The 25,023-nt window shown below is 62.1% G+C and carries 33 protein-coding genes; 3 read left to right on the top strand and 30 right to left on the bottom strand.

Annotated elements, in window-relative coordinates:
• Window positions 1–27: 27 nt before the first annotated feature.
• From rplO to H7E91_RS09680, 21 genes are all read right to left on the bottom strand, one after another.
• A complete protein-coding gene (gene rplO, locus H7E91_RS09780) occupies window positions 28–486 on the bottom strand; it encodes a 50S ribosomal protein L15 (RefSeq protein WP_182354915.1) in 459 nt (152 codons plus the stop codon).
• Window positions 486–659: a 50S ribosomal protein L30 gene (gene rpmD, locus H7E91_RS09775; RefSeq protein ID WP_182354914.1), complete on the bottom strand. Its 174-nt coding sequence runs from the start codon at window positions 657–659 to the stop codon at window positions 486–488. Before rpmD ends, rplO begins: the two co-directional genes overlap by 1 nt.
• Complete coding sequence (gene rpsE, locus H7E91_RS09770; RefSeq protein WP_182354913.1) at window positions 659–1,363, bottom strand: 30S ribosomal protein S5; 705 nt, start codon at window positions 1,361–1,363, stop codon at window positions 659–661. Before rpsE ends, rpmD begins: the two co-directional genes overlap by 1 nt.
• Before the next feature lie 27 nt (window positions 1,364–1,390).
• Window positions 1,391–1,762 carry a 50S ribosomal protein L18 gene (gene rplR, locus H7E91_RS09765; protein ID WP_182354962.1) on the bottom strand — a complete coding sequence of 124 codons (372 nt, stop codon included), beginning with the start codon at window positions 1,760–1,762 and terminating at the stop codon, window positions 1,391–1,393.
• Window positions 1,762–2,298 carry a 50S ribosomal protein L6 gene (rplF, locus tag H7E91_RS09760; protein WP_182354912.1) on the bottom strand — a complete coding sequence of 179 codons (537 nt, stop codon included), beginning with the start codon at window positions 2,296–2,298 and terminating at the stop codon, window positions 1,762–1,764. The genes rplR and rplF overlap by 1 nt, the downstream gene beginning before the upstream one ends.
• A gap of 16 nt (window positions 2,299–2,314) precedes the next feature.
• A complete protein-coding gene (gene rpsH / locus H7E91_RS09755) occupies window positions 2,315–2,713 on the bottom strand; it encodes a 30S ribosomal protein S8 (protein ID WP_182354911.1) in 399 nt (132 codons plus the stop codon).
• A gap of 90 nt (window positions 2,714–2,803) precedes the next feature.
• On the bottom strand, window positions 2,804–3,361 hold the full coding sequence (gene rplE, locus H7E91_RS09750; protein ID WP_182354910.1) for a 50S ribosomal protein L5: 558 nt from the start codon (window positions 3,359–3,361) through the stop codon (window positions 2,804–2,806).
• The gene (gene rplX / locus H7E91_RS09745; protein ID WP_182354909.1) at window positions 3,358–3,699 is read right to left on the bottom strand and encodes a 50S ribosomal protein L24; all 342 of its coding nucleotides are present in this window, start codon (window positions 3,697–3,699) and stop codon (window positions 3,358–3,360) included. The genes rplE and rplX overlap by 4 nt, the downstream gene beginning before the upstream one ends.
• Window positions 3,700–4,071, bottom strand: a complete 372-nt coding sequence (gene rplN, locus H7E91_RS09740) for a 50S ribosomal protein L14 (RefSeq protein ID WP_182354908.1) — start codon at window positions 4,069–4,071, stop codon at window positions 3,700–3,702. It abuts the gene before it with no gap.
• Between the two features lie 70 nt (window positions 4,072–4,141).
• The gene (gene rpsQ / locus H7E91_RS09735; protein WP_182354907.1) at window positions 4,142–4,423 is read right to left on the bottom strand and encodes a 30S ribosomal protein S17; all 282 of its coding nucleotides are present in this window, start codon (window positions 4,421–4,423) and stop codon (window positions 4,142–4,144) included.
• A gap of 8 nt (window positions 4,424–4,431) precedes the next feature.
• On the bottom strand, window positions 4,432–4,671 hold the full coding sequence (gene rpmC, locus H7E91_RS09730) for a 50S ribosomal protein L29 (protein ID WP_182354906.1): 240 nt from the start codon (window positions 4,669–4,671) through the stop codon (window positions 4,432–4,434).
• The gene (rplP, locus tag H7E91_RS09725; RefSeq protein ID WP_182354905.1) at window positions 4,671–5,090 is read right to left on the bottom strand and encodes a 50S ribosomal protein L16; all 420 of its coding nucleotides are present in this window, start codon (window positions 5,088–5,090) and stop codon (window positions 4,671–4,673) included. The genes rpmC and rplP overlap by 1 nt, the downstream gene beginning before the upstream one ends.
• Window positions 5,090–5,860, bottom strand: coding sequence for a 30S ribosomal protein S3 (rpsC, locus tag H7E91_RS09720; protein ID WP_182354904.1), 771 nt, complete (start codon window positions 5,858–5,860; stop codon window positions 5,090–5,092). The genes rplP and rpsC overlap by 1 nt, the downstream gene beginning before the upstream one ends.
• On the bottom strand, window positions 5,860–6,237 hold the full coding sequence (gene rplV / locus H7E91_RS09715; RefSeq protein ID WP_182354903.1) for a 50S ribosomal protein L22: 378 nt from the start codon (window positions 6,235–6,237) through the stop codon (window positions 5,860–5,862). The genes rpsC and rplV overlap by 1 nt, the downstream gene beginning before the upstream one ends.
• A gap of 35 nt (window positions 6,238–6,272) precedes the next feature.
• Window positions 6,273–6,554, bottom strand: coding sequence for a 30S ribosomal protein S19 (gene rpsS, locus H7E91_RS09710; protein WP_182354902.1), 282 nt, complete (start codon window positions 6,552–6,554; stop codon window positions 6,273–6,275).
• A 15-nt stretch (window positions 6,555–6,569) separates the two neighbouring features.
• Window positions 6,570–7,406, bottom strand: coding sequence for a 50S ribosomal protein L2 (gene rplB / locus H7E91_RS09705; protein ID WP_182354901.1), 837 nt, complete (start codon window positions 7,404–7,406; stop codon window positions 6,570–6,572).
• Between the two features lie 29 nt (window positions 7,407–7,435).
• On the bottom strand, window positions 7,436–7,735 hold the full coding sequence (gene rplW / locus H7E91_RS09700; protein WP_182354900.1) for a 50S ribosomal protein L23: 300 nt from the start codon (window positions 7,733–7,735) through the stop codon (window positions 7,436–7,438).
• Window positions 7,732–8,376 carry a 50S ribosomal protein L4 gene (gene rplD, locus H7E91_RS09695; RefSeq protein ID WP_182354899.1) on the bottom strand — a complete coding sequence of 215 codons (645 nt, stop codon included), beginning with the start codon at window positions 8,374–8,376 and terminating at the stop codon, window positions 7,732–7,734. Before rplD ends, rplW begins: the two co-directional genes overlap by 4 nt.
• Before the next feature lie 2 nt (window positions 8,377–8,378).
• Entirely contained in the window at window positions 8,379–9,044 is a 666-nt protein-coding gene (gene rplC / locus H7E91_RS09690; RefSeq protein ID WP_182354898.1) for a 50S ribosomal protein L3, read from the bottom strand.
• A gap of 8 nt (window positions 9,045–9,052) precedes the next feature.
• Window positions 9,053–9,361, bottom strand: coding sequence for a 30S ribosomal protein S10 (gene rpsJ / locus H7E91_RS09685; RefSeq protein WP_126042150.1), 309 nt, complete (start codon window positions 9,359–9,361; stop codon window positions 9,053–9,055).
• A 367-nt stretch (window positions 9,362–9,728) separates the two neighbouring features.
• The gene (locus H7E91_RS09680) at window positions 9,729–10,463 is read right to left on the bottom strand and encodes a helix-turn-helix transcriptional regulator (RefSeq protein WP_182354897.1); all 735 of its coding nucleotides are present in this window, start codon (window positions 10,461–10,463) and stop codon (window positions 9,729–9,731) included.
• Window positions 10,464–10,633: 170 nt separating this feature from the next.
• Between H7E91_RS09680 and H7E91_RS09675 the strand changes: the two genes are divergently transcribed.
• Window positions 10,634–12,034 carry a uracil-xanthine permease family protein gene (locus tag H7E91_RS09675; protein ID WP_182354896.1) on the top strand — a complete coding sequence of 467 codons (1,401 nt, stop codon included), beginning with the start codon at window positions 10,634–10,636 and terminating at the stop codon, window positions 12,032–12,034.
• 49 nt (window positions 12,035–12,083) lie between these two features.
• On the opposite strand, the gene H7E91_RS09670 is transcribed toward H7E91_RS09675, so the two are convergent.
• The 9 genes from H7E91_RS09670 to H7E91_RS09630 form a co-directional block, all read right to left on the bottom strand.
• Window positions 12,084–13,700 carry a SulP family inorganic anion transporter gene (locus H7E91_RS09670; RefSeq protein ID WP_182354895.1) on the bottom strand — a complete coding sequence of 539 codons (1,617 nt, stop codon included), beginning with the start codon at window positions 13,698–13,700 and terminating at the stop codon, window positions 12,084–12,086.
• 201 nt (window positions 13,701–13,901) lie between these two features.
• Window positions 13,902–14,552, bottom strand: coding sequence for an HAD family hydrolase (locus H7E91_RS09665; RefSeq protein ID WP_182354894.1), 651 nt, complete (start codon window positions 14,550–14,552; stop codon window positions 13,902–13,904).
• A 62-nt stretch (window positions 14,553–14,614) separates the two neighbouring features.
• Window positions 14,615–15,616, bottom strand: coding sequence for an ABC transporter permease subunit (locus H7E91_RS09660; protein ID WP_206680411.1), 1,002 nt, complete (start codon window positions 15,614–15,616; stop codon window positions 14,615–14,617).
• On the bottom strand, window positions 15,613–17,121 hold the full coding sequence (locus tag H7E91_RS09655) for a sugar ABC transporter ATP-binding protein (protein ID WP_182354893.1): 1,509 nt from the start codon (window positions 17,119–17,121) through the stop codon (window positions 15,613–15,615). The genes H7E91_RS09660 and H7E91_RS09655 overlap by 4 nt, the downstream gene beginning before the upstream one ends.
• Window positions 17,122–17,177: 56 nt before the next feature.
• The gene (locus tag H7E91_RS09650) at window positions 17,178–18,140 is read right to left on the bottom strand and encodes a sugar ABC transporter substrate-binding protein (protein ID WP_182354892.1); all 963 of its coding nucleotides are present in this window, start codon (window positions 18,138–18,140) and stop codon (window positions 17,178–17,180) included.
• 429 nt (window positions 18,141–18,569) lie between these two features.
• The gene (locus H7E91_RS09645; protein ID WP_182354891.1) at window positions 18,570–19,376 is read right to left on the bottom strand and encodes a carbohydrate ABC transporter permease; all 807 of its coding nucleotides are present in this window, start codon (window positions 19,374–19,376) and stop codon (window positions 18,570–18,572) included.
• Window positions 19,373–20,314: a carbohydrate ABC transporter permease gene (locus tag H7E91_RS09640; protein WP_338401790.1), complete on the bottom strand. Its 942-nt coding sequence runs from the start codon at window positions 20,312–20,314 to the stop codon at window positions 19,373–19,375. Before H7E91_RS09640 ends, H7E91_RS09645 begins: the two co-directional genes overlap by 4 nt.
• Window positions 20,311–21,654, bottom strand: coding sequence for an ABC transporter substrate-binding protein (locus tag H7E91_RS09635; protein WP_182354890.1), 1,344 nt, complete (start codon window positions 21,652–21,654; stop codon window positions 20,311–20,313). Before H7E91_RS09635 ends, H7E91_RS09640 begins: the two co-directional genes overlap by 4 nt.
• 24 nt (window positions 21,655–21,678) lie before the next feature.
• Window positions 21,679–22,671: a carbohydrate kinase family protein gene (locus H7E91_RS09630; protein WP_182354889.1), complete on the bottom strand. Its 993-nt coding sequence runs from the start codon at window positions 22,669–22,671 to the stop codon at window positions 21,679–21,681.
• A 90-nt stretch (window positions 22,672–22,761) separates the two neighbouring features.
• On the opposite strand from H7E91_RS09630, the gene H7E91_RS09625 reads away from it, so the two are divergent.
• Both H7E91_RS09625 and H7E91_RS09620 read left to right on the top strand, forming a co-directional pair.
• Entirely contained in the window at window positions 22,762–23,502 is a 741-nt protein-coding gene (locus H7E91_RS09625) for a DeoR/GlpR family DNA-binding transcription regulator (protein WP_182354888.1), read from the top strand.
• Entirely contained in the window at window positions 23,499–24,833 is a 1,335-nt protein-coding gene (locus tag H7E91_RS09620) for a family 4 glycosyl hydrolase (RefSeq protein WP_182354887.1), read from the top strand. The genes H7E91_RS09625 and H7E91_RS09620 overlap by 4 nt, the downstream gene beginning before the upstream one ends.
• The last annotated feature ends 190 nt before the right edge of the window (window positions 24,834–25,023 follow it).

Below are 25,023 nucleotides of genomic sequence, written 5' to 3'. Positions count from 1 at the left end.
TCAGGCCCGCCTCGTCACATACTCACATCACCGCGCGGAGATCGATCCGCCGGCTGCTTCGATCTTCTGCTGCGCAGAAGCTGACCATTTGTCGGCCACAACATTCACCTTGACCGAGATGTCGCCCGAACCGAGAACCTTGACGAGGCAGCCCTTGCGGACCGCACCCTTCGCGATGAGGTCGTCGACGGAAATGTCGCCACCCTCGGGGTAGAGCGCCGAGATGCGGTCGAGATTGACGACCTGATACTCGACGCGGAACGGGTTCTTGAATCCGCGGAGCTTCGGCGTGCGCATATGCAGCGGCATTTGCCCACCCTCAAAGCCGACAGGCACCTTGTTGCGGGCTTTCGTGCCCTTGGTGCCGCGACCCGCGGTCTTGCCCTTCGATGCCTCGCCACGACCGACACGAGTCTTCGGCTTGTGGGATCCGGCTGCGGGGGCGAGGTCGTGGAGCTTGGTGACGTCGTTGGTGTTTTCCGACATCATGCCTCCTCTACGGTGACGAGGTGCGAAACGACCTTGATCATTCCGCGGACCTCGGGACGGTCCTCGCGCTCAACAGACTGGCCGATCTTGCGCAGTCCGAGCGAGAGCATGGTGTCCCTCTGCTTCTTGGTTCCACCGATGGTGGACTTCGTCTGGGTAATCTTGAGCATTATGCACCAACCCCGGAGGCAGCGGCCTCGTTCTCGGCAGCGGCCGTCTGGGCGGCCTTCTGCTCGCGCTGCTCGGCATCATGTGCCGCACGCCTGCGAAGCATGGCTGCTGGCGCAACCTCTTCGAGAGACTTGCCGCGGCGAGCCGCAACCGACTCAGGCTGCTCGAGCTGACGCAGAGCCTTGACCGATGCACGCACAATGTTGATGGCGTTCGATGAACCCAGCGACTTGGTGAGGATGTCATGGATGCCTGCGGCTTCCATGACTGCACGGACCGGGCCGCCGGCGATAACGCCGGTACCGGGCGATGCCGGGCGCAGGAAGACAACTCCTGCGGCGTCTTCGCCCTGGGTCGTATGCGGGATCGTGCGGCCAATGAGGGGGACGCGAAAGAAGTTCTTCTTCGCCTCCTCGGTGCCCTTAGAAATAGCCTGGGGCACCTCCTTGGCCTTGCCGTAGCCTACGCCGACGGTGCCGTTACCATCGCCCACGACGACCAGAGCTGTGAAGGAGAAGCGACGGCCACCCTTCACGACCTTGGACACGCGGTTGATGGTGACGACGCGTTCGATGTAGGCGTCTTTCTGTTCGTTACGACGGTCGGTGTTGCCCCGGCGTCCCCTCGGACGGTCGGAACCGGAACGCTCGTTGCGCTCGCCGTCGCCTTCCGGACCAGTGGTCCGACGCTGCGATGCAGCCATAGTTTTCCTCTACTCTCGTTCCGTCAACTACAGGGTCAGACCGGATTCGCGGGCACCCTCTGCCACGGCCGCGACACGGCCGTGGTACTGGTTGCCGCCGCGGTCGAACACGACCGTGTCGACACCGGCTGCCTTCGCACGCTCAGCAACAAGCTCGCCGACCCTGCGGGCCTTCGCGCTCTTATCGCCGCTATCCTCACGAAGCTCGACCTCGAGGGACGATGCGGATGCGAGGGTGTGACCGACGGTGTCGTCGATGACCTGAGCAACAATGTGGCGGTTCGAACGGGTGACGACCAGGCGCGGACGCGCAGCCGTGCCGGTGACCTTCTTGCGCAGGCGGAGGTGACGGCGCTTGCGCGCGACGTACTTGCCCTTGCCCTTGATAGAGACAGCCATCACTTACCAGCCTTTCCGGCCTTGCGGCGCACGTGTTCGCCTGCGTAGCGAACGCCCTTGCCCTTGTACGGTTCAGGCTTGCGGAGCTTGCGGATGTTCGCCGCAACTTCGCCGACCTGCTGCTTATCGATACCGGACACGGTGATCTTGTTGTTGCCCTCGAGCTGGAGGGTGATGCCCTCCGGTGCGGTCACGGTGACCGGGTGTGAGAACCCGAGAGACAGCTCCAGGTCTGCGCCCTTCGCTGCCGCACGGTAGCCCGTGCCGACGATCTCGAGCTTCTTTGAGAAGCCTTCGGTCACACCGACGACGTTGTTGAAGATCAAGGTGCGGACCAGACCGTGAAGCGAACGCGACTCCCGCTCATCGTCCGGACGGGACACGATGATTGCGCCGTCTTCCTGAGCGATGGTGATCGGTGCCGGGACATCATACGAGAGGGAGCCCTTCGGGCCCTTCACGGTGACGCTCTGACCGTCGATGGACACATCGACGCCGGAGGGAATGGTGACAGGCTGCTTGCCAATACGCGACATATTCTCTGTACCTCCCTTACCAGATGTAGGCGAGGACTTCTCCGCCTACGCCCTTTGCCTTGGCCTCACGGTCGGTCAGCAGGCCTGAGGACGTGGACAGAATTGCCACGCCGAGGCCACCGAGGACGGTGGGCAGCTTCGTCGACTTCGCGTACACGCGCAGACCGGGCTTCGACACACGGCGAAGGCCGGCGAGCGAACGCTCGCGTTGGGGTCCGAACTTCAGGTTGAGGGTGAGAGTCTTACCGACCTCAGCATCCTCAACGTCAAAGCTCTCGATGTATCCCTCGCGCACGAGGATCTCAGAGATTGCTCCCTTGAGCTTCGAGTACGGCATCGACACCGTCTCGTGGTACGCCGAATTGGCGTTTCGCAGACGAGTCAGCATGTCTGCGATGGGGTCTGTCATTGTCATCGGGCCTGCGCCCCTTCCCGTCGCGGTTTCCTTAGGACCTGCGACGTAGATGGAATTACCAGCGGGTAAATATTAGTCGTCAGCACGGACTCAGTTTTCCTTGAACGGGAAGCCGAGGGCGCGCAGGAGGGCACGGCCCTCATCGTCGTTGTCGGCAGTCGTCACGATCGTGATGTCCATGCCGCGGACGCGGTCGACCCTGTCCAGGTCGATCTCGTGGAACATCGACTGTTCAGTCAGACCGAACGTGTAGTTGCCGTGGCCGTCGAACTGCTTCGGCGCGAGGCCGCGGAAGTCACGGATACGGGGAAGAGCCAGCGACAGAAGCCTGTCGAGGAACTCCCACATGCGGTCACCACGCAGGGTGACGTGCGCACCGATAGCCTGGCCCTCGCGCAGCTTGAACTGGGCGATGGACTTGCGTGCCTTCGTAATCTGCGGCTTCTGACCCGTGATGAGCGTGAGGTCAGAGATGGCGCCTTCGATGAGCTTCGAATCGCGGGCAGCGTCACCGACACCCATGTTGACGACGATCTTCTCGAGCTTTGCGACCTGGTTCGGGTTCTTGATCGAGAACTGTTCGATAAGAGCCGGAACGATCTCTTCGCGGTACCTGGTCTTGAGACGAGGGGTGAGGGTTTCAGTCACAGCTCGATCTCCTCTCCGGCGCGGCGGCCGATGCGGACGCGGGTCTTACGGACGCGGCCGTCACGCTCGACCTCGACCTCCTTGTAACCAACGCGGATCGGCTTCTTGTCCGGGCCGACGAGGGCAACATTGGAGATGTGGATGGGTGCCTCGACGGTTTCGATGCCACCGCTCGAGCTTGCGCCAGGCTGGCCCGGCTTCGTGTGCTTCTTCACGCGCATAACGCCTTCGACGATGACGCGATCGCGATTTGTGTCCACCTGCAGCACGCGGCCCTGAAGGCCCTTATCGCGGCCGGCGATTACCTGGACGAGATCGCCCTTCTTGATCTTCGCCATTTAGAGCACCTCCGGAGCGAGTGAAATGATGCGCATGTACTGGTTGTCGCGAAGCTCGCGGCCGACAGGACCGAAAATGCGGGTGCCACGCGGATCAAGTCCATCGGACTTGAGGATGACGGCAGCATTCTCGTCAAAGCGGATGTACGAGCCGTCGGGGCGACGACGTTCCTTGGTGGTACGGACGATGACCGCCTTCACGACCTCGCCCTTCTTAACGTTTCCGCCCGGAATTGCATCCTTGACGGTGGCGACGATGGTGTCGCCGATTCCGGCGTAGCGCCGGCCAGAGCCGCCGAGCACCTTGATGCAAAGGATTTCCTTCGCACCGGTGTTGTCGGCGACCTTCAGCCGCGACTCTTGCTGGATCATGAACTATCTCCTGTCGTCGTGCCGGTTCTCTTGCGAGCCTGGCCGAACGGATGGGTTACTTGAGAGAGGGCTACTTGGCCTTCTCGATGATCTCGACCACGCGGTAGTGCTTAGTAGCAGACAGCGGGCGGGTCTCCATGATGCGCACGAGGTCACCCACGCGCACTTCGTTGTTCTCGTCGTGCGCCTTAACCTTCTTGGAGCGGCGGAGAACCTTGCCGTACAGCGGGTGCTTCACCTGCTCCTCGACCTCGACGACAACGGTCTTGTCCATCTTGTCGGACACGACGTAGCCGCGTGCGGTCTTGCGGTAGTTGCGCTCGACAGTTTCGGTGTTCTGAGTCTCACTCACTGTCTGCCTCAATTCTTCTCAGCCGGAGCGGTGCGGATGTTGAGCTCACGCTCACGGGCGATCGTGTAAATACGGGCGATATCGCGGCGAACCGCCTTCAGTCGACCGTGGTCCTCGAGCTGCCCTGTGGCTGAGGAGAAGCGAAGGTTGAACAGCTCGGCCTTGCAGTCGGCGAGCCTTTCCTTGAGCTCAGCGTCTGTCATCTGGTCCAGGTCCTCGGGGAAGAGCCCCTTAGTTCCTACTGCCATCAGTTGTCACCGCCTTCACGCATAACAAAACGAGTCTTCATCGGGAGCTTGTGCTGCGCGCGAGACATTGCCTCACGTGCAAGGTTTTCGTCAACACCGGAAAGCTCGAACAGGATCCTGCCCGGCTTGATGTTGGCGATCCAGAACTCGACCGAACCCTTACCCGAGCCCATGCGGACCTCGGCAGGCTTCTTGGTCAGCGGGCGATCCGGGAACACGTTGATCCAGACCTTGCCGCCACGCTTGACGTGACGAGTCATAGCGATACGAGCAGCCTCGATCTGACGGTTGGTGAGGTACGCCGGCTCAAGCGCCTGGATAGCGTAGTCGCCGAACGCAATCTGGTTGCCGCCCTTGGAGTAGCCCGAACGAGTCGGACGGTGCTGCTTGCGGTACTTAGTCCTGCGAGGGATCAGCATTATGCCTCCGTCTGCGTGGTCTGTGGGGCCTGCTCGGACCTGGTCGGACGGGGCCGGCGTGGCCCACCACGGCGCTCACCGCCGCGGCCACGGCCGCGGGGGGCCTCGCTCAGCTGACGCTGGTACTCAGCCTCAGTGAGGTCGCCCTTGTAGATCCACACCTTGACGCCGATGCGGCCGAAAGTCGTCTTGGCCTCGTGGAAGCCATAATCGATGTTCGCGCGGAGAGTGTGCAGGGGCACGCGGCCCTCGCGGTAGAATTCCGAGCGCGACATCTCTGCGCCGCCGAGGCGGCCGGAGCACTGGACACGGATACCCTTGGCGCCGGAGCGCAGGGCGGACTGGACGCCCTTACGCATGGCACGACGGAAGGACACGCGTGACGCGAGCTGCTCCGCAATGCCCTGAGCGACGAGCTGAGCGTCGGCCTCTGGGTTCTTGACCTCGAGAATGTTGAGCTGGACCGGGCGACCGGTCAGCTTCTCGAGCTGTTGCTTGAGCCGGTCCGCCTCGGCGCCGCGGCGGCCGATGACGATTCCGGGGCGTGCCGTGTGGATATCGACCTCGACGCGACCCGACTTGCGAGAGATGTTGACGCGCGAGATTCCCGCACGCTCAAGACCTTCCTCCATGAGGTTGCGAATGGCGATGTCTTCGGCGACGTAGTCCTGGTAACGCTGTCCCTTAACGGTCGAATCAGCGAACCAGCGCGAACGATGTTCGGTGGTAATGCCGAGTCGGAACCCGGTCGGGTTGACCTTTTGTCCCACTAGCGGGTCCTCCCCTTCTTCGAGCCGGCAACTTCGTCGCCGACAATGATGGTGATGTGGCTCGTACGCTTGAGGATCTGGTTTGCCCTGCCCTGAGCGCGGGGCTGAATCCTCTTCATCGTCGGGCCCTCGTCAACGTAGGTCTCGACAATATGTAGCGAGTCGATGTCGAACCGCTCGCCGGCCTGGTCTGCTGCCTGACGCGCGTTGGACATCGCCGACTCCAGGAGCTTGCGGACGGTCTCCGCGGCAGCCTGGGGTGCGTATCGCAGCACGTCGACGGCGTCGACTGCACGCATTCCGCGGACGTGGTCCACGACACGGCGTGCCTTCATGGGCGTAATACGCACGTATTTCGCCTGTGCCTTGGCTTCCATGTGTTCCTAACTTTCTTCTAGGCTCGCGGCGCGCCTCAGCGGCGGCGTCCCTTGCGGTCGTCCTTGTCGTGGCCACGGAAGGTCTTCGTCGGAGCAAACTCTCCGAGCTTGTGACCAACCATGGATTCGGTGACGAACACCGGGACGTGCTTGCGGCCGTCGTGGACTGCGAACGTGTGACCCAGGAAGTCCGGCGTGATGACCGAACGGCGGGACCACGTCTTGATGACGTTCTTGCTGCCCGATTCGTTCTGAGCGTCGACCTTCTTCTGAAGATGCGCGTCGACGAAGGGGCCCTTCTTCAAACTGCGAGGCATTTCTGTCGCCCTCTCCTATCGATTCTTGCCGGACTTGCGACGGCGGACAATCTGCCTGTCGCTGGCCTTGTTCGCGTGACGGGTGCGGCCTTCCTTCTGGCCCCAGGGGGACACAGGATGACGACCGCCGGACGTCTTGCCTTCGCCGCCGCCGTGCGGGTGATCGAACGGGTTCATGACGACACCGCGGACGGAGGGACGGACGCCCTTCCACCTCATGCGGCCAGCCTTGCCCCAGTTGATGTTCGCCTGCTCGGCGTTGCCAACCTCACCGATCGAGGCGCGGCAACGTGCATCGACGTTGCGGATCTCGCCCGACGGCATACGCAGCTGAGCGTTCTTGCCCTCTTTCGCGACGAGCTGGACCGAGGCGCCAGCGGAGCGTGCAATCTTGGCCCCGCCACCCGGACGCATCTCCACAGCGTGGATGACGGTACCGACCGGGATGTTGCGCAGCGGAAGGTTGTTGCCGGGCTTGATATCAGCCGTGGCGCCCTGCTCGATGCGGTCACCCTGCTTGAGGCGGTTCGGTGCGATGATGTAGCGCTTCTCGCCGTCCGCGTAGTGCAGGAGGGCGATGCGGGCGGTGCGGTTCGGGTCGTACTCAATGTGAGCGACCGTGGCCGGTACGCCGTCCTTGTCGTGACGACGGAAGTCGATGACGCGGTACTGACGCTTGTGGCCGCCACCCTTGTGGCGGGTCGTGATGCGGCCGGTGCTGTTGCGGCCGCCGGTCTTGTGGAGCGGACGGACGAGTGACTTCTCCGGCTCGGAGCGGGTCACCTCGGCGAAGTCAGCCACGGACGAGCCGCGGCGACCCGGTGTCGTCGGCTTGTACTTGCGGATAGCCATGAGTTAAATCCTCAATCTTCCTGCCGGCCTCAGCCGATCTGCCCGTAAAGTTCGATGGCGCCCTCGCGCAGCGTGATGATCGCGCGCTTGGTGTCCTTGCGCTTGCCGATCCCGATGCGGGTGCGACGGGTCTTGCCCTTGCGGTTCATCGTGTTGACCGAATCGACCTTCACGTCGAAGATCTTCTCGATCGCCATCTTGATCTCCGTCTTGTTGGACGTGGGCGCAACCTCGAACACGTACTTGCCCTCATCCTCAAGTCGGTACGACTTTTCTGTGACGATCGGGCGGATGATGATGTCGCGCGGATCCTTGCGTTCCAGAGTCACTTCTCCTCCTCCTGGCCGCCACCAACAAAGGCTGTGAGGGCGGACTCGGTGAAGACGACATCGTCAGCGACCATGACGTCATAGGTGTTGAGTTGCTCCACCGTGAGGACGTGAGCCTCGTCAAGGTTGCGAACCGACTTCTGCGAGACGACGTCACCACCGGAGATGACAACGAGCGCTTTACGGTTCTCAGCCGCGGTCTGAAGCAGACCGAGGGCAGCCTTGGTGGACGGAGTGTCGCCTTCGACGAAGGCCGAGACGACGTGGATGCGGCCAGCGCGTGCACGATCCGACAGTGCGGAGCGAAGCGCTGCGGCCTTCATCTTCTTGGGGGTGCGTTGCTCGTACGAGCGGGGCTGAGGTCCGTGAACGATGCCACCGCCAGCGAACTGCGGGGCGCGAATCGAACCCTGGCGGGCCCGGCCGGTGCCCTTCTGCTTGTACGGCTTCCTGCCGCCGCCGCGCACTGCTGCACGGGTCTTCGTGGAGGCTGTGCCGCGGCGAGCCGCGGCCTGCTGGGCGACAACGACCTGGTGAATCAGGGGGATGTTGAGCTCGACATCGAAGATCTCAGCTGGGAGGTCGAACGAGCCAGACTTCGCGCCAGTGGCGTCGAGAACGTCGACGGTGAGGTTTGCCATGGTCAGGCTCCCTTCGTGGCGGTGCGGATGACGACGAGGCCGCCCTTGTTACCCGGAACGGCGCCAGCTACGAGGAGCAGGCCGTTCTCGGCATCAACCGACTGGATGGTGAGGTTCTGGACGGTGCGGCGGGCGTTGCCCATGCGGCCGGCCATGCGAAGGCCACGGAAGACGCGCGACGGGGTTGACGCCCCGCCGATCGATCCGGGCTTGCGGTGGTTACGGTGCGAGCCGTGCGAGGCGCCGACGCCAGCGAAGCCATGACGCTTCATGACGCCCGCAGTGCCCTTGCCCTTGGTCGTACCGACGACATCAACAGCGTCGCCCGCGGCAAACACATCGGCCGTCAGCTCCTGGCCCGCCTGGAAATCCGCGGCCGCGGAGGTGCGGATCTCGGCGAGATGGCGCTTGGGGGTGGTACCGGCAGCGGCGAAGTGGCCCTGCATCGGCTTGGTCACGTTCTTCGGCTTGCGCTCGCCGACAGCAAGCTGGATGGCCGAGTAGCCGTCAGCCTCGGGCGTGCGCACCTGAGTGACAACGTTGGTGCCTACTCGCACGACAGTGACCGGGATTAGGCGGCCTGCCTCGTCCCAGACCTGAGTCATGCCGAGCTTGGTGCCGAGCAGCGCCTTGGGCGCGGTGGCAACCGCTTCAGTTTTGTTGGACATGATGAACCTCAGAGCTTGATCTCGACGCTGACATCACCGGAGAAATCGATCTGCTGGAGCGAGTCGATGGTCTTCGGCGTGGGATCGATGATGTCGATCAGCCGCTTGTGCGTGCGCATCTCAAAGTGATCGCGGCTGTCCTTGTACTTGTGGGGTGAACGGATCACACAGAACACGTTCTTCTCGGTCGGCAGCGGCACCGGGCCGACTACCTGTGCACCGGTACGAGTCACTTCGTCGACGAGCTTCTTCGCCGCGCTATCAATGACCTCATGGTCATATGACTTGAGCCGGATGCGGATTTTCTGTCCCGCCATGGCGTCGTCTACCTCTCTTTAACCGCAGTGTTCACCTGTACCCGCATCCGGGAGTGTCTCACCGCGGAAGACCCGCGACAATCAGCCCTATGTTGGCCCAGTGAACCATTTTATTTACCAGCCAGCCCTTGGGGACTGACATACGTCTTCACGCTCTCTCGAGCAACCGTCCTAGTGTGGCAGAAACGCCAGCGGACGTGCAAACATCTGAGGAAAGTGCGTCACGGCTAACACCGTTATTCTATTTCCCTTGGAGAAAGCGACCTTGCTATCCTATCGCCTTGGTCATCGATCGGAAAGAGCGCCTGTCGTGACGCATCTTATAGTCGATCGGGCTGCCCGCATGGCTGCTCTCCGTGCTGCTCCCCTAGTCGTCTGAGTGGCCCTCCGTGTGACGGACCGCCTGGTTAAGGGTCGCGAGAATTGTGGCTTTGAGGACTCGATCGAGGCGGAACTGTCGCTCATCGTCGCGCAGGTGGCAGTAGGCGTGGAGGATGATGCCCTGATTGGACGAAAGCACCGCAAGCGGATCGACAACACGCGTCGTCAGACTCGACGATTCAGACATGTAGACGAGATGGACCTGGCGCCCCTCGATCATCGCCGTTGTCACTGTCTTCATCGTCCCCCTCATGCGCTCGAGATCGCCGGGGATGCGGACACTGTCCCACTTGGCCATGACGCCGTCGAGATCCTCGGGAAGGAGCTCTCGAATGGCTTTCGCGAGGGAGTAGACCTCCACTTCGGTCAGAGCGTTTGACATCATGGGCGCCGCTCGCAGGATTTCGAGAAGGCCGAGAACCTGGTTGATCGTCAGGGTGACATTGCCAGCCTCGGCACGCCGGTCGAGAACCTTGTCATCGGCGGGGCCCTCCCCCATCGGGAAGACGAACACGTCTTCCGCAACCCGGTTTTGCGAGCTGCTCAGGCTCGATGTGTCACCGCTACCGGTGACCTCAAGATGGATGTCCTCGCTGACCGGCCGGAGCAGTGCAAGGACATCCTCATCAGCCATGCCGAGATCGCGCGCAATCTCACCGATCGTCACACCCGTGCGACCGGCCGTCATGACCCGAGCGAGGATCTCATCCACTGCGTCCATACCCCATTCCTACCAGCCGCGCTCCCGAAAGGCACGCCTCTGACGAGGAGGGAGGGGGCTGCGTGACGATTTTTGGCTCGCTCGGACGTGGACCACTTCACATGGACACAGCATCTGGAACGGGCGCGGCGGCCGTAGGCTGACGACGGATCACGTCTGAGGAGGGCACGATGGCCGCATTCCGCTGGAAATTGCACGGTGATGGTAAGACGATTGCACCCGGGGAGGTGGTCCAGCCGGATGAACGCCTCGCATGGCCGCAAACTATTGGAATCGGCGCGCAACACGTCGTCGCCATGTTCGGCGCGACGTTCCTCGTCCCGCTCCTCACTGGCTTCGACCCGGCAACGACTCTCTTCTTTACCGGCATCGGCACCATCCTGTTTCTCCTCATCACCTCCGGGCGCCTGCCGAGCTACCTCGGCTCCTCTTTCGCTCTCCTTGCCCCGATCGGGGCAGTCACCGGTTATGTTGCAAACGGCGGCGAGCCGTTGGATGAGGGGCTCGCCGCCCTCGCTCAGGGTGGCGTTGTCGCGACGGGTCTGGCGCTTGCGCTCGTCGGCCTCATCGTTCACTTCGCCGGTGCTCGCTGGATTGATAAGCTCATGCCTCCCGTCGTCACCGGCTCGATCGTCGCCCTCATCGGCTTCAACCTCGCACCGGCCGCATGGAATAACGTCGTCCAGGCCCCGCTTACTGCTGTTGTCACGATCGTCGCGATCCTGTTCATCACGGTCTTTTTTCGTGGCATCATCGGCCGTCTATCGATTCTCCTTGGCGTCATCGCTGGTTATGTCACCGCGATCATTCAGGGCGAGGTGAGCTTCGACGCGATCTCGAACGCCGCGTGGGTCGGCGCCCCTGCATTCCGTGCGCCAGCCTTCGACGTGAGCCTTCTGGGCCTGTTCATCCCGGTCGTCCTTGTCCTTGTCGCCGAGAACGTCGGCCACGTTAAGTCAGTTGCTGCGATGACGGACAGGGACCTCGATGACGTGACGGGGCGGGCTCTCTTTGCAGACGGAATTTCAACCGCCTTCGCGGGCTCTGGTGGTGGTTCCGGCACAACAACGTACGCTGAGAACATCGGGGTGATGGCAGCCACTCGCGTCTACTCCACCGCGGCCTACGTCGTCGCCGCACTTGTCGCCCTCGGCTTGTCCATGTTCCCGAAGTTTGGCCAACTCATTGCCACAATCCCGCCCGGAGTGCTGGGTGGAGCCGCGACTGTGCTGTACGGCATGATCGGCATGCTCGGGGTGCGGATTTGGGTTCAGAATAGGGTCGACTTTTCGGACCCAGTCAATCTCAACACGGCCGCGGTCGCCATGGTGCTGGCCATCGCGAACTACACCTGGCATCTGGGCGACATGGTGTTCGAGGGCATTGCGCTCGGGTCCTTCGCCGCCATTGGTATCTATCACGCGATGCGGGCGATCAGCCGCAGACGCGGCACCTCGCTCGAAGCACCCTCTCCCGCTTCGGTGCCCGGCGGCGCCGAACTAGAAGAGGGCGCACTCCAGAAGGATGCAAAGCACTGGTGGAGCCGCGGGAAGTACTCTCCGCGGTCTTAAGAGTCTGACGGATGAAGGGTGCGGCCCCGGGGCCTGAGAACACGGCATCCTAGGCAGGACCGCGGTGTTTCTCCCGCTCGATCTTCGCGGCGAGTAGCCTGCGCTCCTCATCCTTCTCTCGGACAATGGCGCGGGCTACAGCGAGAGCATCGTCGAGGTCCGTGAAGAGATGGTCTGGCCCGCCGATCGTGTCGATGACGCCAACCTCCTCGATGAGGGCGACGAGGGAGGCGTCGATGCCTTTGATGAAGACCTCGTTGTTCGCCTCGCGTAGCCGCACGGCAATATCGGCAAGGGCCTTCGCACCCGTAGCGTCCATCACTCCCACCCTGGACAGGCGGAGGATGACGACGTCTACGGACTCGAACTCGGGAATCTGGGACTCGATTCGGTCTGAGACTCCGAAGAACATGGCCCCGTCGATACGGAGGATGGTGATGCGCCGCTGGTCGGGGGTGTCCTCTCGGTAGACGCCCGACTGTCGCGCAAGGTGACGCAGAACAAGAACACCCGTCACGGCGACGCCAACACCAATCGCCCAGATGAGGTCGAGCACAACCGTCGTGCCTGCAGTCAGGCAGAACACGAGTGCGTCCGACCTCGTCGACAGGAGGATGGTCTGGGCGGTCGCAAACGAAATCATGTTGAACGCTGTGACGAGCAGAACGCCGGCAAGGGCTGCGAGCGGGATCGTCGAGACGATACCCGATGCGAGGTAGACGACGGCGAGAAGGAAGAGCGCGTGAATGATGACGGATAGGCGGGTTCGTCCACCGGCGCGAATGTTGACGGCCGTACGCGCCATCGCTCCAGTAGCCGGCATTCCACCGAACAGTCCCGAGGCAACCGAGGCAAGGCCCTGGCCAACGAGCTCACGGTCCGGGTGGTAGCGCTCGCCCTTGACCATGCCCGCCGCAACGCGTGCGGACAGAAGCGACTCGATGCCAGCGAGGATGGCGACCGCGGCTGCGCCTGGGAGAAGCTCAGCAACGAGCCCCGGATTGGCAATCGGTAGAGAGGGTGCTGGCAGACTGTCCGGCAACGCGCCAATGAGAGGCGTGTCGATTTTAGCGACAAACACGACGATCGTTGCGAGTGTGACAGCGATGAGGGAAGCCGGCCAGCCCGGTAGCAACCTCGTAACGGCGATAATGATGAGGACGGTGGCTGTGGCGATCGCAAGCGGCGCCGCCATCTGCGGCCACTCCGCCATCCGAACCGTATCGACCGCGGCAATGAGCGTGTTCGACTCCCTTGACGCTTCGATACCGAGGGCGTTCGGGAGCTGCTGGAGCGCGATGATCGTTGCGATGCCGACGGTGAATCCTTCAATGACGGGCCAGGGAATGAGCGAAATTGCGCGGCCCATTCCCAGCACTCCGCCGAGGATGACCATGAAGCCAGCGAGAATCGACAGGAGAGGAACGGCGCCTGGACCGTGAAGCGCGACGAGCGGGGCGATGATGACAACCATGGCTCCGGTTGGCCCCGACACCTGAAGGTTCGAACCGCCGAATACTGTCGCGACAAAACCTGCGATGATCGCGGTGACAACCCCTGCGGCGGCACCCACGCCCGATGACACCCCGAATGCAAGCGCGAGCGGGAGCGCGACGACACCAACCGTGATCCCTGCGGCTACGTCGCCTCTCCAGTGCTTGCGCATGATCGTGAAGTCTTGAGTTCGCGGGAGCAGGGAGAGCAGGTGTGTGCGCAAATTTTACCGTAGCCTTGTCGATCCAAAGATGTCAGCCGGTCACCCGGCACTGCCACCTACTATATCTAACGCTCGGACGGAAAGATATGTGTCATATTACAATGACGCTCTTCCGGGAGGGCTCATGGGCCGGGTCAAGCCCCTCAGCAATCATGCCTCAAGGAAGGGCACAAAGCGCGCGAGCGGCGTCTCAGTGACGGAGACCGTTGTGGCTCCGGCGTTGCGGGCCGCGGCGAGCCCCGGCTCAGAATCCTCAAAGGCGAGACAACGGTCGATCGGGACCCCGAGGCGTCGTGCGCCTAGGAGATAGGGTGCGGGATCGGGTTTACCCGGGATATCGTCGTCACCAGTGACGGCAGTCTGCAGCGGATGACCCTCGATCCCGTCGAAAAGCGCCGTCACGAGGACCTTGGGTGAGGCGGTGACCAGGGCCTGGGGAATGCCAGCCTGTGCGAAGGCCGCCATGAGGTCAGATGCTCCCGGGATGAGAGCGAATCCCTCCCGCATATGCTGTTCAACGGACGCAACGACGCGTTCAAAGAGCGGCGCCGGGTTGGTCTGCTCACCGGTACCGCGGGTGACGGCATGGGCGAGAGCCTTCGCGTGGGCGCTGGATGAGACGCCGAGGATCGCCCGCTCATCCTCGTCATCGCGCCAGATCCCGCCGCTCTCCTCGACGACGTCAATTGACGCGGCGAGCCACTTCGGTTCGGTGTCAATGAGCGTTCCATCCATATCCCACAGGACACCATCCGGCCGATGGTCCAAGCCGATTGCACTCCACAGCTTCTCAAGTTCCATAGCCCCACCATAGCGCGGTCGCTGCCGGGTCATGCCCTGGCACGGCTGCCGGCAAACGGCTATTAGACCGCCGCGAGGCGGCGGCGCTTTTCCTCAGATGCGTTGCGGCGGACGTCGATGGCGACAGCGGCGATGATGACAGCACCGATGACCATGAACTGGACGTCGGACTGAGCATTCATGAGCGTGAGACCGTTGCGGATGACGGAAATCATGAGAGCACCGATAAGGGTGCCCCACACGTTACCTTTGCCTCCCGTGAACGACGCACCGCCGATGATGCAGGCGGCGATCGCATCGGTCTCGTAGTTGCCGGACATGCCTGCCGAGGGGTTCGCGACACCGGAACGGCCGACGATGACGATGCCGGCGATGGCAGCGCAGAAGCCCGCTGTGGCGTAGACGAAGATGAGAACGCGGTCAGTGCTGATTCCGGATAGGCGGGTCGCTTCAAGGTTGCCGCCGACGGCGTAGATGGACCGGCCGAGTGCTGTCCGGTTGAGGAGCAGGTGCACCGCGGCGAAGAGAATGAGCATGGCGATGAAGGACACGGGGAAACCGTTGAATCCGTTGCCTTTGAAAAGGTCGGCCGAGCCGAGGAACATCACTCCCTCGGGGAAGCCACCAACCGTGCGGGTGGCAAGGAGAAAGAGCGCGAGGCCCGCCAGGACGTACTTCATACCGAGCGTCGACACGAACGGATGCGGCAGCTTGAGCTTTGTGAGAAGAACACCGTTGACGAGGCCGACAAGGGTGCCGGACAGGAGCGCCATGGACAGAAGCACGACAGGGTTCGTCACCTCGAGCGTGATCATGACATAGGCCATGACGGCCGCCGAGAGGATCGCATTCGTGCCGACCGACAGATCGATGCCAGCAGTGATGAGCGTGAGGAGCATGCCAGCTGCGAGGAGTCCGTTGACGGCTGTCTGCCGCAGGACATTCATCCAGTTGTTGACCGTCGCGAACTCAGCCGTCACCGAGCTCATGATGACGATGAGAAGGATCAGGGCAAACAGCGGGGCGAGAGCCCGCAGGAGCCCGGTCAATCGTCTGTTCTTCACAGTGCTTCTTCCTTCTTTCTGCCCCAGGCAGCCTTCATGATGTCGTCCTCGTTAAAGTCAGGATCGCCACGATTGATCGTGGCCATGACCTCGCCCCCGCGCATGACAATGACGCGGTCGCTCATGCCGAGCACCTCAGGTAGCTCCGACGAGACCATAATGACGCACTTCCCTTGGGCGACGAGGCTACTCATGATGTTGTAGACCTCGACCTTGGCGCCGACGTCGATACCGCGAGTCGGCTCATCGAACAGGTAGATGTCCGAGTCGGAATTCATCCACTTACCGATGACAACCTTCTGCTGGTTGCCTCCGGACAACTTCCCGGCATCCGTCTTCACATCGGGGGTCTTGATCCGGAGCTGAGCAACGGTGCGCTCGGCAGATTCCTCGGCGCGACCGGGAGACAGCCAGCCATGGGGCGCGACCCTGCGGAAGGACGCGAGCATGAGATTATCGGCCACGCTCTGGTTGAGGACGAGGCCCTGCCCCTTCCGGTCCTCCGTCACGAACGCGATCCCCCGCCGAGCCGCATCCTGCGGGGATGAGATCGTGACGGGCTGGCCGTTGATATGGATCGTCCCAGAGTCGACCGGCAGATCCCCGAAGATCGCCCTCATCGTCTCCGTCCGCCCGGCCCCGACGAGGCCGGCGAAGCCGAGGATTTCGCCGTAGTGCGCGTCAAAGCTCACGTTCTTGAGGGCGCCGGCAGATGTCACGTTCTCGAATCGGACTGCGGATTCACCCTGTTTTCGCACGTGGTCGGGGAACTGGCTGTCGACGCTCCGGCCGACCATCGCCCGGATCAGTCGATCGTGCGTCATACCCTCCATGGGCTCAGTAAAGATGTGCTCGCCGTCGCGCATGACGGTCACCCGGTCGCAGAGCTCAAAGAGCTCCTCGAGTTTGTGGGACACGAAGAGGACTGCGACCCCACGCTCGCGTAGGTCATGGACGACCCGGTTGAGGTGCGCGACCTCCGTTTCCCCCAGCGATGAGGTCGGCTCATCCATGATGATGAGTTTCGCGCGGCGTAGCAGAGCGCGGGCGATTTCGACCATCTGAAGCACTCCCATGCCGAACACCCCCGCCGGACGAGTGACGTCGACATCGATCCCCATCGACGCGAGGGTCTCAGCCGCCTTCGCGTTCATTGACGAATAGTCGAGAAGTCCCAGCTTCGTGCGGATGGGCTGGCCAAGGAAGATGTTGTCGGTGATCGAGACCTGCCGGACGATATTGAGCTCCTGATAAACGCAGGCGATGCCAGCTTCCTGAGCATGCTGAGCTGACGTGAAGCGATGCTCGACTCCATCAACCCAGATTTCGCCCTCTTCGGGGCGATGGACACCGGTAAGAACCTTGATGAGGGTGGACTTGCCAGCGCCATTTTCGCCGATGAGCCCGTGAACTTCACCGGGTTCGATCTGCATCCCCATGTCGCGAAGCGCGACAACTCCAGGGAACTTCTTCGTCACTCCACGTAGCTCGACAATCGGCGTCATGTGCGTCCTTCGGCTCACGTCGAGGGCGCGGGAACCCCGCGCCCTCGACACATGCTTTACTCGCCGAGCTGCTCGCGCAGCGTCGCCAGGTAACCTTCCGCGTTTTCGGAGGTGATGATCTGCGAGCCCGTGTCGATGAACTCATCAAGAGTCTCGCCGCGAGCAGCGGCCACGGCTGACTCGACCGCCTTGTATCCCATGGCGTAGGGGTCCTGGGCGACGGTGCCCGTCACGGTCCCGTCGATGACGTTCTGGACTCCGGCTTGGATGCCATCGAAGCCGAAGATGACAAGCTCACGGCCCGCGGACTGTGCGGCCCTCGCCGCACCAGATGCCATCTCGTCGTTCGCAGTCACGACAACGGTGAGATTCGGGTTCGAGGTGAGGATGTTCTCCACGATAGAGGCGGCCTTGTCAGCGAGACCCTCGGCGTACTGCTTGGCGACGACGGTCACGCCTCCCGATTCGAGGCCCGCGGTGAAGCCAGCCTCGCGCTGATCGGTCGTCGTGTTGCCCTGGACAACGCCGATCCAGGCGGCCTCCGCGCCCTCACCTGCAAGCGCGGCGGCGGCTTCGCCACCAGCGCGAGCAGCCTCCTCGTTACCGGTTCCGATGTACGTCACTTTATTGTCGTATGGGGCGTCGGTATCAACGAAGAGGATCGGCTTCTCTGTGTCACCGAGAACGGCAACGACAGAATCGGGCTGGAGAGGGGCGAGCACGATGGCATCCATCGAGTCATCGGCGAGCATTGTTTCGAGCATGTTGGTTTGCTCGTCATACGACGTCTCCGAGGCGGGGCCCTGGAGCTGGACGTCGACGCCTAGATCTTCGGCGGCATCTTCAACGCCGGCCGCCATATAGCTCCAGTACTCGCTGGATAGCGTCTTGAGGAGCACGCCGACGCGAACCGAATCATCGTCCGTGGCGCTTGCGGACTGCTCCTCACTCTCACCCATGCTGCAAGCCGACAGCACCAGTGCTGTCGCGCCAAGGGCGGCGAATAACCTTCTCTTCATCAAACTCTCCCTCGTGTCGGTCGCCGCCTCATGATGGGCGAACGAGTAAAATGTAACCCCTCATCTGCGTGGCGACAAAATGGGAAAAGCTACGCGCGCTGTCGACAAAAACGCATAAACACGCGGAAACACAGCGATAGGCTAGGGAATTTCTACACGGAAGTCTCATGTGGAAGTCCGAATTGCGATATGACAAAGAGCCATTTGTCACGTGCGCCCTCCATCGAGGAACGGAGTCGACATCGTGCACGTCCTTCGACAACATGACGGGCGGGCGCGTCAGGTCGCATGTCAGTCTGCAACGATCGAGAAACTCAACGCCACGATGTCAGGCCCGCCATGCCACATGCTCAGCGGCGACAGAGGAGGTCAGTGGTTTTGTGTCGGCACACCAGGAGTTCACTCGTGCTCGCGGGAGAGCCTGGCTGGCTACTCCTTGACGGCACCCTCTGTCATACCGGCGATGAAGTACTTCTGAAGGAAGATGTAGAGGACGATCATGGGGGCGGCGACGAGGACGGCGGCGGCCGCCATGAGGACTGCGGATGAGGTGTGGGCGGTCTCGAAGAATGCGAGGCTCATTGGCGCCGTTCGGAACTTTCCCGTCGGTGACATGACGAGCGGGATGAGGAAGTCGTTCCACGTCCACATGAACGTGATCATGAGCTGAGTGGTGATGGCGGGACGACCCATGGGGATGAGGACGCGCCAGAGGACCTGCCATTCACTTGCGCCGTCTATCCGTGCTGCGTCAATAAGGGAGGGATTAACGTTGCGGAAATACGCCCTCATCCAGAACGTGCCGAAGGCAAGCGACTGAGCGATTTGGGGGAACGCGACCGCCCATATCGTGTCGGTCAGCCCGAGGTCACGCAGGTCGAAAAACAGAGGGATGACAAGGGCCTCGGAGGGCACCATCATGCCTGCGAGGAACGTGTAGAAAATGATGTCGCCGCCTTTGGGGCGGATGACGCCAAGGACGTACCCGGTCATGAGGGACAGAATGAGAGCGGTCGACACGACGAGAACGGCGATGAGGACGGAGTTCCTCATGTAGTGCGAAAAGTTCCCGTCATCCCATGCGGTCACGTAGTTTCCTATGTGACCCCACGAATCATCGGTTGCGACAGTCGAATCGAGCGAACGGACGAAGACGGACAGAATCGGGTAGAGGGCCGTGATCGCAAACAGGGCGAGAATGAGAAACGAGCTGAGGCGCTCGCCGCGGGTCGTCATCCCTTTTCCCTCTCACCGAAAACGTTGACGGCGACATTGATCGCGAAGATGAGAACAGTGAGGACGACCGCGAGCGCAGATGCTGTGCCGACGCTGCCGGCGCGAAACGCCTGGTAGTAGACCTCGTATGCGGGCACGGTCGTCGACGTGCCGGGACCGCCCGCTGTTGTCATGTAGACAAGGTCGAACGTTTTGAGAGCATTGATTGTCGTTAGCGTGATCGACACGAGAATCTCTGCGCGCACTGCGGGCAACGTGATGTACCAGAACTTGCCGAGTGGGCCGACCCCGTCGATAGTCGCCGCCTCGTAATACGATTCCGAAACTCGGGCGATGCTGGACATGAGAAGGACTGTGACGAGGCCGGTTGAGACCCACGTGCCGATGAAACCAACAGCGGGCAGTGCCCACGTGAAGCTACCGAGGAACGGCTCGCTCATTCGCACGCCGAACCAGCCGAGTACAGTATTGATCGGCCCGTCGATGGCATAAATGTTTCGCCAGGCGACCGCGAGGACGACCATGGCGATGACCTGCGGCAGGAACACGACGGTTCGGAAGAACCCGAGCCCGGGTGCTCTGGACCGAATGAGCATGGAGGCGAGCGGGAGCCCGATGAGGATCGGCAGGACCGCGAAGAAGAAGATGAGGACGAGACCGTGAAGGAAGGCGGCTCTCAGCCGGTCGTCCTCCCAGATTGCCGCGTAGTTGTCGAAACCCGCCCACGTGGCGGTGCCCAACCCATCCCAGTGCCACAGCGATAGGCCGATGACGCGGATGACCGGGTAGATGATGAATGCGCTGTAGACGATTGTCGGCAGGGCCAGGAGGGCCAGTGTTGTGACAATTCGGGTGCGCTTTTTTGTTCGGAGCTTGCGCCGAGGGTCGGCGCCGCTGATCTCAGCGGCGCCGGACACCCCGGGAGCAGCAGACGTCACTCGCTGGTCGCCTCAGAGTAGGTTGCGTCGACGGTCTCAACAAACTCTTCTGGTGTCGAGTTGCCGGCGATGAGGTTCTGGAGTGCGTCACCGAGCACCTGATCCATCGTCGCTGTCGCCCAGTCGAGGTAGGGCACGATGTTGCCGGAATCGATGAGCTCATCGAAGGCCGTCATGACGTCGCCCACGACCTGGTCAGCATCATCCGCGAAGTTGGATGCGTTAAGGACTGGAACGTTGCCTGTCTCGGCGAGGATCTCCATCGCCTCATCGGACGTGATGAAGTCGATGTAGGCAGCGGCAACGTCAACGTCGTCGGCTGCGGAGGTAACGGCGAACGGCAGACCGGTGCCGCCCGTTGTCGTGGGGCCATCGCTCGGCGGCAGTGCGAAATGCACATCGTCACCCATTGCGTCGTTCAGGTCTGCGGCGAGCCAGGAGCCCGCGATGAGGTAGACGCCCTCGCCGTTGGCGAAGTCCTGCCACACCTGGTCGTAGTCAGCGCCGTTAATACCGTCGTTGAAGAAGCCCTCGTCGACCCATTCCTGAAGCTGGGTGGCCGCGGCGATGTTGCCATCGGTCGTCCACGAGCCGCCGGGATTGCCAAATCCGAGAGTGCGGATCTCCTCAGCGTCGACATGCTGGCCCTGGATCGCGCCAAACACGTGGATCGCGGGCCACTTATCGATATTGCCGAGCACGAGCGGAACCTCTCCCGCCTCCGAGATCTGCGGAAGTTGCTCTTCAAGCTCAGACCAGTTTTCGGGGTAGTCGAGGCCGAGCTCATCGAGCTTCGACTGCGAGTAGTAGATGCCGACAACCTCGCCAACCTGCGGCAGGCCATAGACACACCCTTCACCGAACGTCGTCGCATCATCAGAGTAGGACGAATAGGCGAGGATATCGCCGAATCGATCCTCCCAGCCGTAGGCCTGCGAGTAGTCGTCCAAGCATTGAATCTGATCGGATGCGACGAACTGACCCATCATCGCCCGGGCGTTATTCGCCTGGACGACGTCGGGAGCATCCGCGCCCGACAGCGCGAGGCGTAGCGTCGTCTGCAGGTCTTCGAACGACTGCGAGTTCCGCTCAATTGTGATGTTCGGGTACTTGTCCATGAACGCCTCATTGAGACGCTCCATCTGCTCGTTCTGGCCGCCGCGGATCTCCTGATCCCAGACGATGAGGGTCTGCTCCGGAGCCTCGGAGATATCGGTCGAGACCTCGGCGGTGTCGTCACCGCCTTCTGTGGTCTCCTCGTCCTCGGCAGAGGGATTGCACGCCGTGAGGACCAGGAGCGCCGCTGCTCCGAGTCCGACGAATTTCGCGCTCGTTCTCATCAGTTCTTCCTTCCATTGACCGCATCATTGCGTCATCACACTGTCTAATCTCGATTGAATCGTCCGGACTGATTCCCCAACCAGCGCGTGTAGCCGGTCGTCTGCCTCCACCCAGTTGACGAGCTCGTCCATGGTCGGAGCGGCGGAGGACCCGCCAATTCGACACACTGTCCATGCCGCTGCACATTGGCCAAGGTGGACAGCGTCAGTGAGCGGCACTCCCACCGATAGGCCGGCGGCGAGCCCCGCACTGAACGCGTCACCCGCGCCGGTCGTGTCGATCGCGTCTACGTCGACCGCTGGGAAGGCCATGTCGGCAATGTTATCGTCATCACGGCGCGCAACGTGGACGCCCTGCGCCCCGCATGTCACGACGACCGTGGGGACGTACGCTGTCAACGCCGCCGCTGCCTGCTCGATTGTCAGGGTTCGCGTGTAGTGCTGAGCCTCCGCGCAGTTCGGCACAAAAACGTCGGCTAACCTCAAGGCGTCAAGGTGCTCGTGAGGCCACTCCCCCGTCGGGTCCCACCCCGTGTCGGCAATGACAAGTGTTCCGGCCTCACGCCAGCGGGCTATCTGCGTCTCGGCCCGTATGAGGTACGGCAAAGAGGCGATGAAGATCGTGGGAGGATCCACGTCATCCTGCGGCAGAGGAACATCTTCATTCCCGTGAGTTGTGAACGCGCGGTCTTCGTCGAGGACAAGCGACACCGTAATGTTCTGCCTCTCGGTATCCTCTGCGAAGGAAATGTCGACTCTCTCGTCGGTCAGCATTTCCCGAACCCATGAGCCCGGCCGATCGAGCCCGAGGTAGGTGATGAGGGCAGAATTGAGGCCGAGACGCGAGCATGCAACCGCCTGATTGGCCACGCCGCCCGGCGAGACACCGCTACCGCCCACCCACTGCTCTTCGCCAGCCCGGGGCGCATGCTTGAGGCCGCACATGACGATGTCGAGGAACAGCGAACCGGCGACATAGACGGTCGGTCGCCCACGGCGGTGTGTGACGTGACGCATGCTCGAAGCCTAAAGCCGGCCGGGATATGAACGCAAGTGGTGTCATGTGCGTGCTTGTGCGCTTTTGGGCCGTTCATTATGCTCGTTCGTATGCTCCCCGCCGAACGCAGGAGGCGCATTCTCGACGAGGTGCGCCAGACTGGAGGACTCGATGTCGTGTCCCTCGCCGAGCGCTATCACGTCTCCAAATCAACGATCCGACGCGACCTCGACTACCTTGATGGTCAGGGGATGCTTCACCGTGTCCGCGGCGGGACGATCGACGCAGATACGCGCACGTACGCGCAGATCGTGACAAAGTCTGCCACCGACAAGATCGCTATAGGTCAGAAGGCGGCGAGCCTCGTTAATGACGGAGACATCGTCCTCATCGACATCGGCACGACGACGGCTGCGGTCGCCCGGGCGTTATCCGGACGTCGACTGACGGTTCTCACCGCATCTCTCGCTGTCGTCGATATCCTCCGGAGCTCTCCGGCCACCGAGCTTGTTGTTCTCGGCGGTGTCGTGCGTGCCTCGTACCTGTCGATGGTCGGCTCACTCACCGCGCAGGCGCTGTCCCAGCTGCGTGCGGATATCGCGTTTCTCGGAACATCGGGAGTGCGGGATGACCTCATTGTCATGGACTCGACGGGAACAGAGGTTCCGATCAAGCAGGCCATTCTTGACAATTCGTCCGCCGCCTATCTTGTCGCTAGTCCGGACAAGTTTCCGGGCTCCGGTATCCTCCAGATCTGCCCGGTCACCGCCTTCGACGGCGTGATCACAACCGCAACAGGCCCCATCATTGACTCCATTCGAAACTCAGGTGTACAGGTGATTCACCCATGAAACTTCTCATTGTTGGCGGCGGAGGGTTCCGCCTCCCCCAGATCCTCAGCGTGCTCGCAGATCCGGACGTGCCTCTTCACCTGACCGAGGTGTGTCTCTACGATCTGTCGACCGAACGGCTTGCCGTGATGAGGAATGTCGCCCACCAGCTTGGTTATCGCAACCTTCCCGTCATGACGACAACGACAGATATGGTCGACGCAGTCCGCGGCGCCGATTTCATCTTTTCGGCGATGAGGATCGGCGGCACGGCCGGCCGCGTCATCGACGAACGAGAGGCGCTCGACCGTGGGATCCTCGGCCAGGAAACAGTAGGCCCGGGCGGCTACGCATACGCATTCCGGACAATCCCGGAGGCGATGAGACTCGCCGAGACGGTAAGGCACCATGCGCCGGAGGCGTGGGTCATCAACTTCACGAACCCGGCCGGGATCATCACGCAGGCCATGCGCACCGTTCATCCTCGCGTTGTCGGCATCTGCGACACCCCCATCGGTCTCGTCCGGCGAGCAGCAGCGGTGACCGGCCACGCAGAGTCAGACGTCAACTACGACTACATCGGACTCAACCACCTCGGGTGGCTCCGGTCCCTCACCTTCGAGGGCGAGGAACTGCTACCCGGGATCATCGCAGACGATGATCGGCTCGACCGCCTCGAGGAAGCGCGGACCGTCGGCTTCGACTGGGTACGGGCCATCGGCATGATCCCCAACGAGTATCTGTACTACTACTACTTCAACCGCGAGTCAGTCGCGAAGATCTCCGACGAGCAGACCCGGGGAGAATTTCTTCAGCAACAGCAGGGCGCGTTTTATGACGCGGCGGCAGCGAACCCACATCTGGCAGGTGAGCTGTGGAACCGCACCCACAATGAGCGGGAGGCGACCTACATGGCGGAATCGCGAGACGAAGGGGAGGTACGCCGCGAAGAGGATATGGGAGGCGGCTACGAACATGTTGCGCTCGAACTCATGAGCGCCCTCGCAACCGGCACCCCGGCCCGCATGATTCTCGGAGTATCGAATAGCGACGCCGAGTCCCTCCTCATCCCCCAGCTTCGCGAGGACGCGATTATCGAAGTCCCGTGTGCTGTCGACTCTTCCGGCGTCCACCCCATGAGGCAGGCGCCACTCATCGGACCTGAGCTCGGACTCGTCACCCAGGTCAAGGCGTGCGAGGAGCTCGTCATCGATGCCGCCCTCACCGGGGATCGGACTCTTGCATGGCGGGCTCTCGCCTCCCATCCGCTCGTTGACTCCATCGCTGTGGCCAAGGAACTTCTTGCCGCCTACATCGCCAAGAATCCAGATATTGCGAAGACGTTCGCCTAAGAAAAAGCCATGTGTGTGGCCCGCGGTTTAGCGGGCCACACACATAAGCTCTCACTTCCTAGGTGTGATGTCCAGGGACGTTGTTATGGGAATCCTGTGTGATCTGTTGAAGGGCGAAGGCCTCCTGTTGTGAAGTGGAGCTGTCTAAGAAACCGCTTCACATACCAGGAGGCCTTCATGGTCCACGCTA

Source organism: Flaviflexus huanghaiensis (genome assembly GCF_014118685.1).
Classification (GTDB): domain Bacteria; phylum Actinomycetota; class Actinomycetes; order Actinomycetales; family Actinomycetaceae; genus Flaviflexus; species Flaviflexus huanghaiensis.
This window is presented reverse-complemented; position numbering and strand designations above follow the sequence as displayed.

Coding starts and splice junctions, on each gene's coding strand:
- rplF (WP_182354912.1), bottom strand. CDS start 2,298: ATGTCGCGTATTGGCAAGCAGCCTGTCACCATTCCCTCCGGCGTCGAT.
- H7E91_RS09670 (WP_182354895.1), bottom strand. CDS start 13,700: ATGCGCAAGCACTGGAGAGGCGACGTAGCCGCAGGGATCACGGTTGGT.
- rplD (WP_182354899.1), bottom strand. CDS start 8,376: ATGGCAAACCTCACCGTCGACGTTCTCGACGCCACTGGCGCGAAGTCT.
- rpmD (WP_182354914.1), bottom strand. CDS start 659: ATGCTCAAGATTACCCAGACGAAGTCCACCATCGGTGGAACCAAGAAG.
- H7E91_RS09680 (WP_182354897.1), bottom strand. CDS start 10,463: ATGGACGCAGTGGATGAGATCCTCGCTCGGGTCATGACGGCCGGTCGC.
- rplR (WP_182354962.1), bottom strand. CDS start 1,762: ATGGCTGTCTCTATCAAGGGCAAGGGCAAGTACGTCGCGCGCAAGCGC.
- rpsE (WP_182354913.1), bottom strand. CDS start 1,363: ATGGCTGCATCGCAGCGTCGGACCACTGGTCCGGAAGGCGACGGCGAG.
- rpmC (WP_182354906.1), bottom strand. CDS start 4,671: ATGGCAGTAGGAACTAAGGGGCTCTTCCCCGAGGACCTGGACCAGATG.
- H7E91_RS09635 (WP_182354890.1), bottom strand. CDS start 21,654: ATGAGAACGAGCGCGAAATTCGTCGGACTCGGAGCAGCGGCGCTCCTG.
- H7E91_RS09645 (WP_182354891.1), bottom strand. CDS start 19,376: ATGACGACCCGCGGCGAGCGCCTCAGCTCGTTTCTCATTCTCGCCCTG.
- rplN (WP_182354908.1), bottom strand. CDS start 4,071: ATGATCCAGCAAGAGTCGCGGCTGAAGGTCGCCGACAACACCGGTGCG.
- H7E91_RS09655 (WP_182354893.1), bottom strand. CDS start 17,121: ATGACGCCGATTGTCGAGCTACGTGGAGTGACGAAGAAGTTCCCTGGA.
- rplV (WP_182354903.1), bottom strand. CDS start 6,237: ATGGAAGCCAAGGCACAGGCGAAATACGTGCGTATTACGCCCATGAAG.
- rplX (WP_182354909.1), bottom strand. CDS start 3,699: ATGGCGAAGATCAAGAAGGGCGATCTCGTCCAGGTAATCGCCGGCCGC.
- H7E91_RS09620 (WP_182354887.1), top strand. CDS start 23,499: ATGAAACTTCTCATTGTTGGCGGCGGAGGGTTCCGCCTCCCCCAGATC.
- rplP (WP_182354905.1), bottom strand. CDS start 5,090: ATGCTGATCCCTCGCAGGACTAAGTACCGCAAGCAGCACCGTCCGACT.
- H7E91_RS09625 (WP_182354888.1), top strand. CDS start 22,762: ATGCTCCCCGCCGAACGCAGGAGGCGCATTCTCGACGAGGTGCGCCAG.
- rpsJ (WP_126042150.1), bottom strand. CDS start 9,361: ATGGCGGGACAGAAAATCCGCATCCGGCTCAAGTCATATGACCATGAG.
- rpsH (WP_182354911.1), bottom strand. CDS start 2,713: ATGACAATGACAGACCCCATCGCAGACATGCTGACTCGTCTGCGAAAC.
- H7E91_RS09650 (WP_182354892.1), bottom strand. CDS start 18,140: ATGAAGAGAAGGTTATTCGCCGCCCTTGGCGCGACAGCACTGGTGCTG.
- rpsS (WP_182354902.1), bottom strand. CDS start 6,554: ATGCCTCGCAGTTTGAAGAAGGGCCCCTTCGTCGACGCGCATCTTCAG.
- H7E91_RS09665 (WP_182354894.1), bottom strand. CDS start 14,552: ATGGAACTTGAGAAGCTGTGGAGTGCAATCGGCTTGGACCATCGGCCG.
- rplC (WP_182354898.1), bottom strand. CDS start 9,044: ATGTCCAACAAAACTGAAGCGGTTGCCACCGCGCCCAAGGCGCTGCTC.
- H7E91_RS09630 (WP_182354889.1), bottom strand. CDS start 22,671: ATGCGTCACGTCACACACCGCCGTGGGCGACCGACCGTCTATGTCGCC.
- rplO (WP_182354915.1), bottom strand. CDS start 486: ATGTCGGAAAACACCAACGACGTCACCAAGCTCCACGACCTCGCCCCC.
- H7E91_RS09675 (WP_182354896.1), top strand. CDS start 10,634: ATGGCCGCATTCCGCTGGAAATTGCACGGTGATGGTAAGACGATTGCA.
- rplB (WP_182354901.1), bottom strand. CDS start 7,406: ATGGCTATCCGCAAGTACAAGCCGACGACACCGGGTCGCCGCGGCTCG.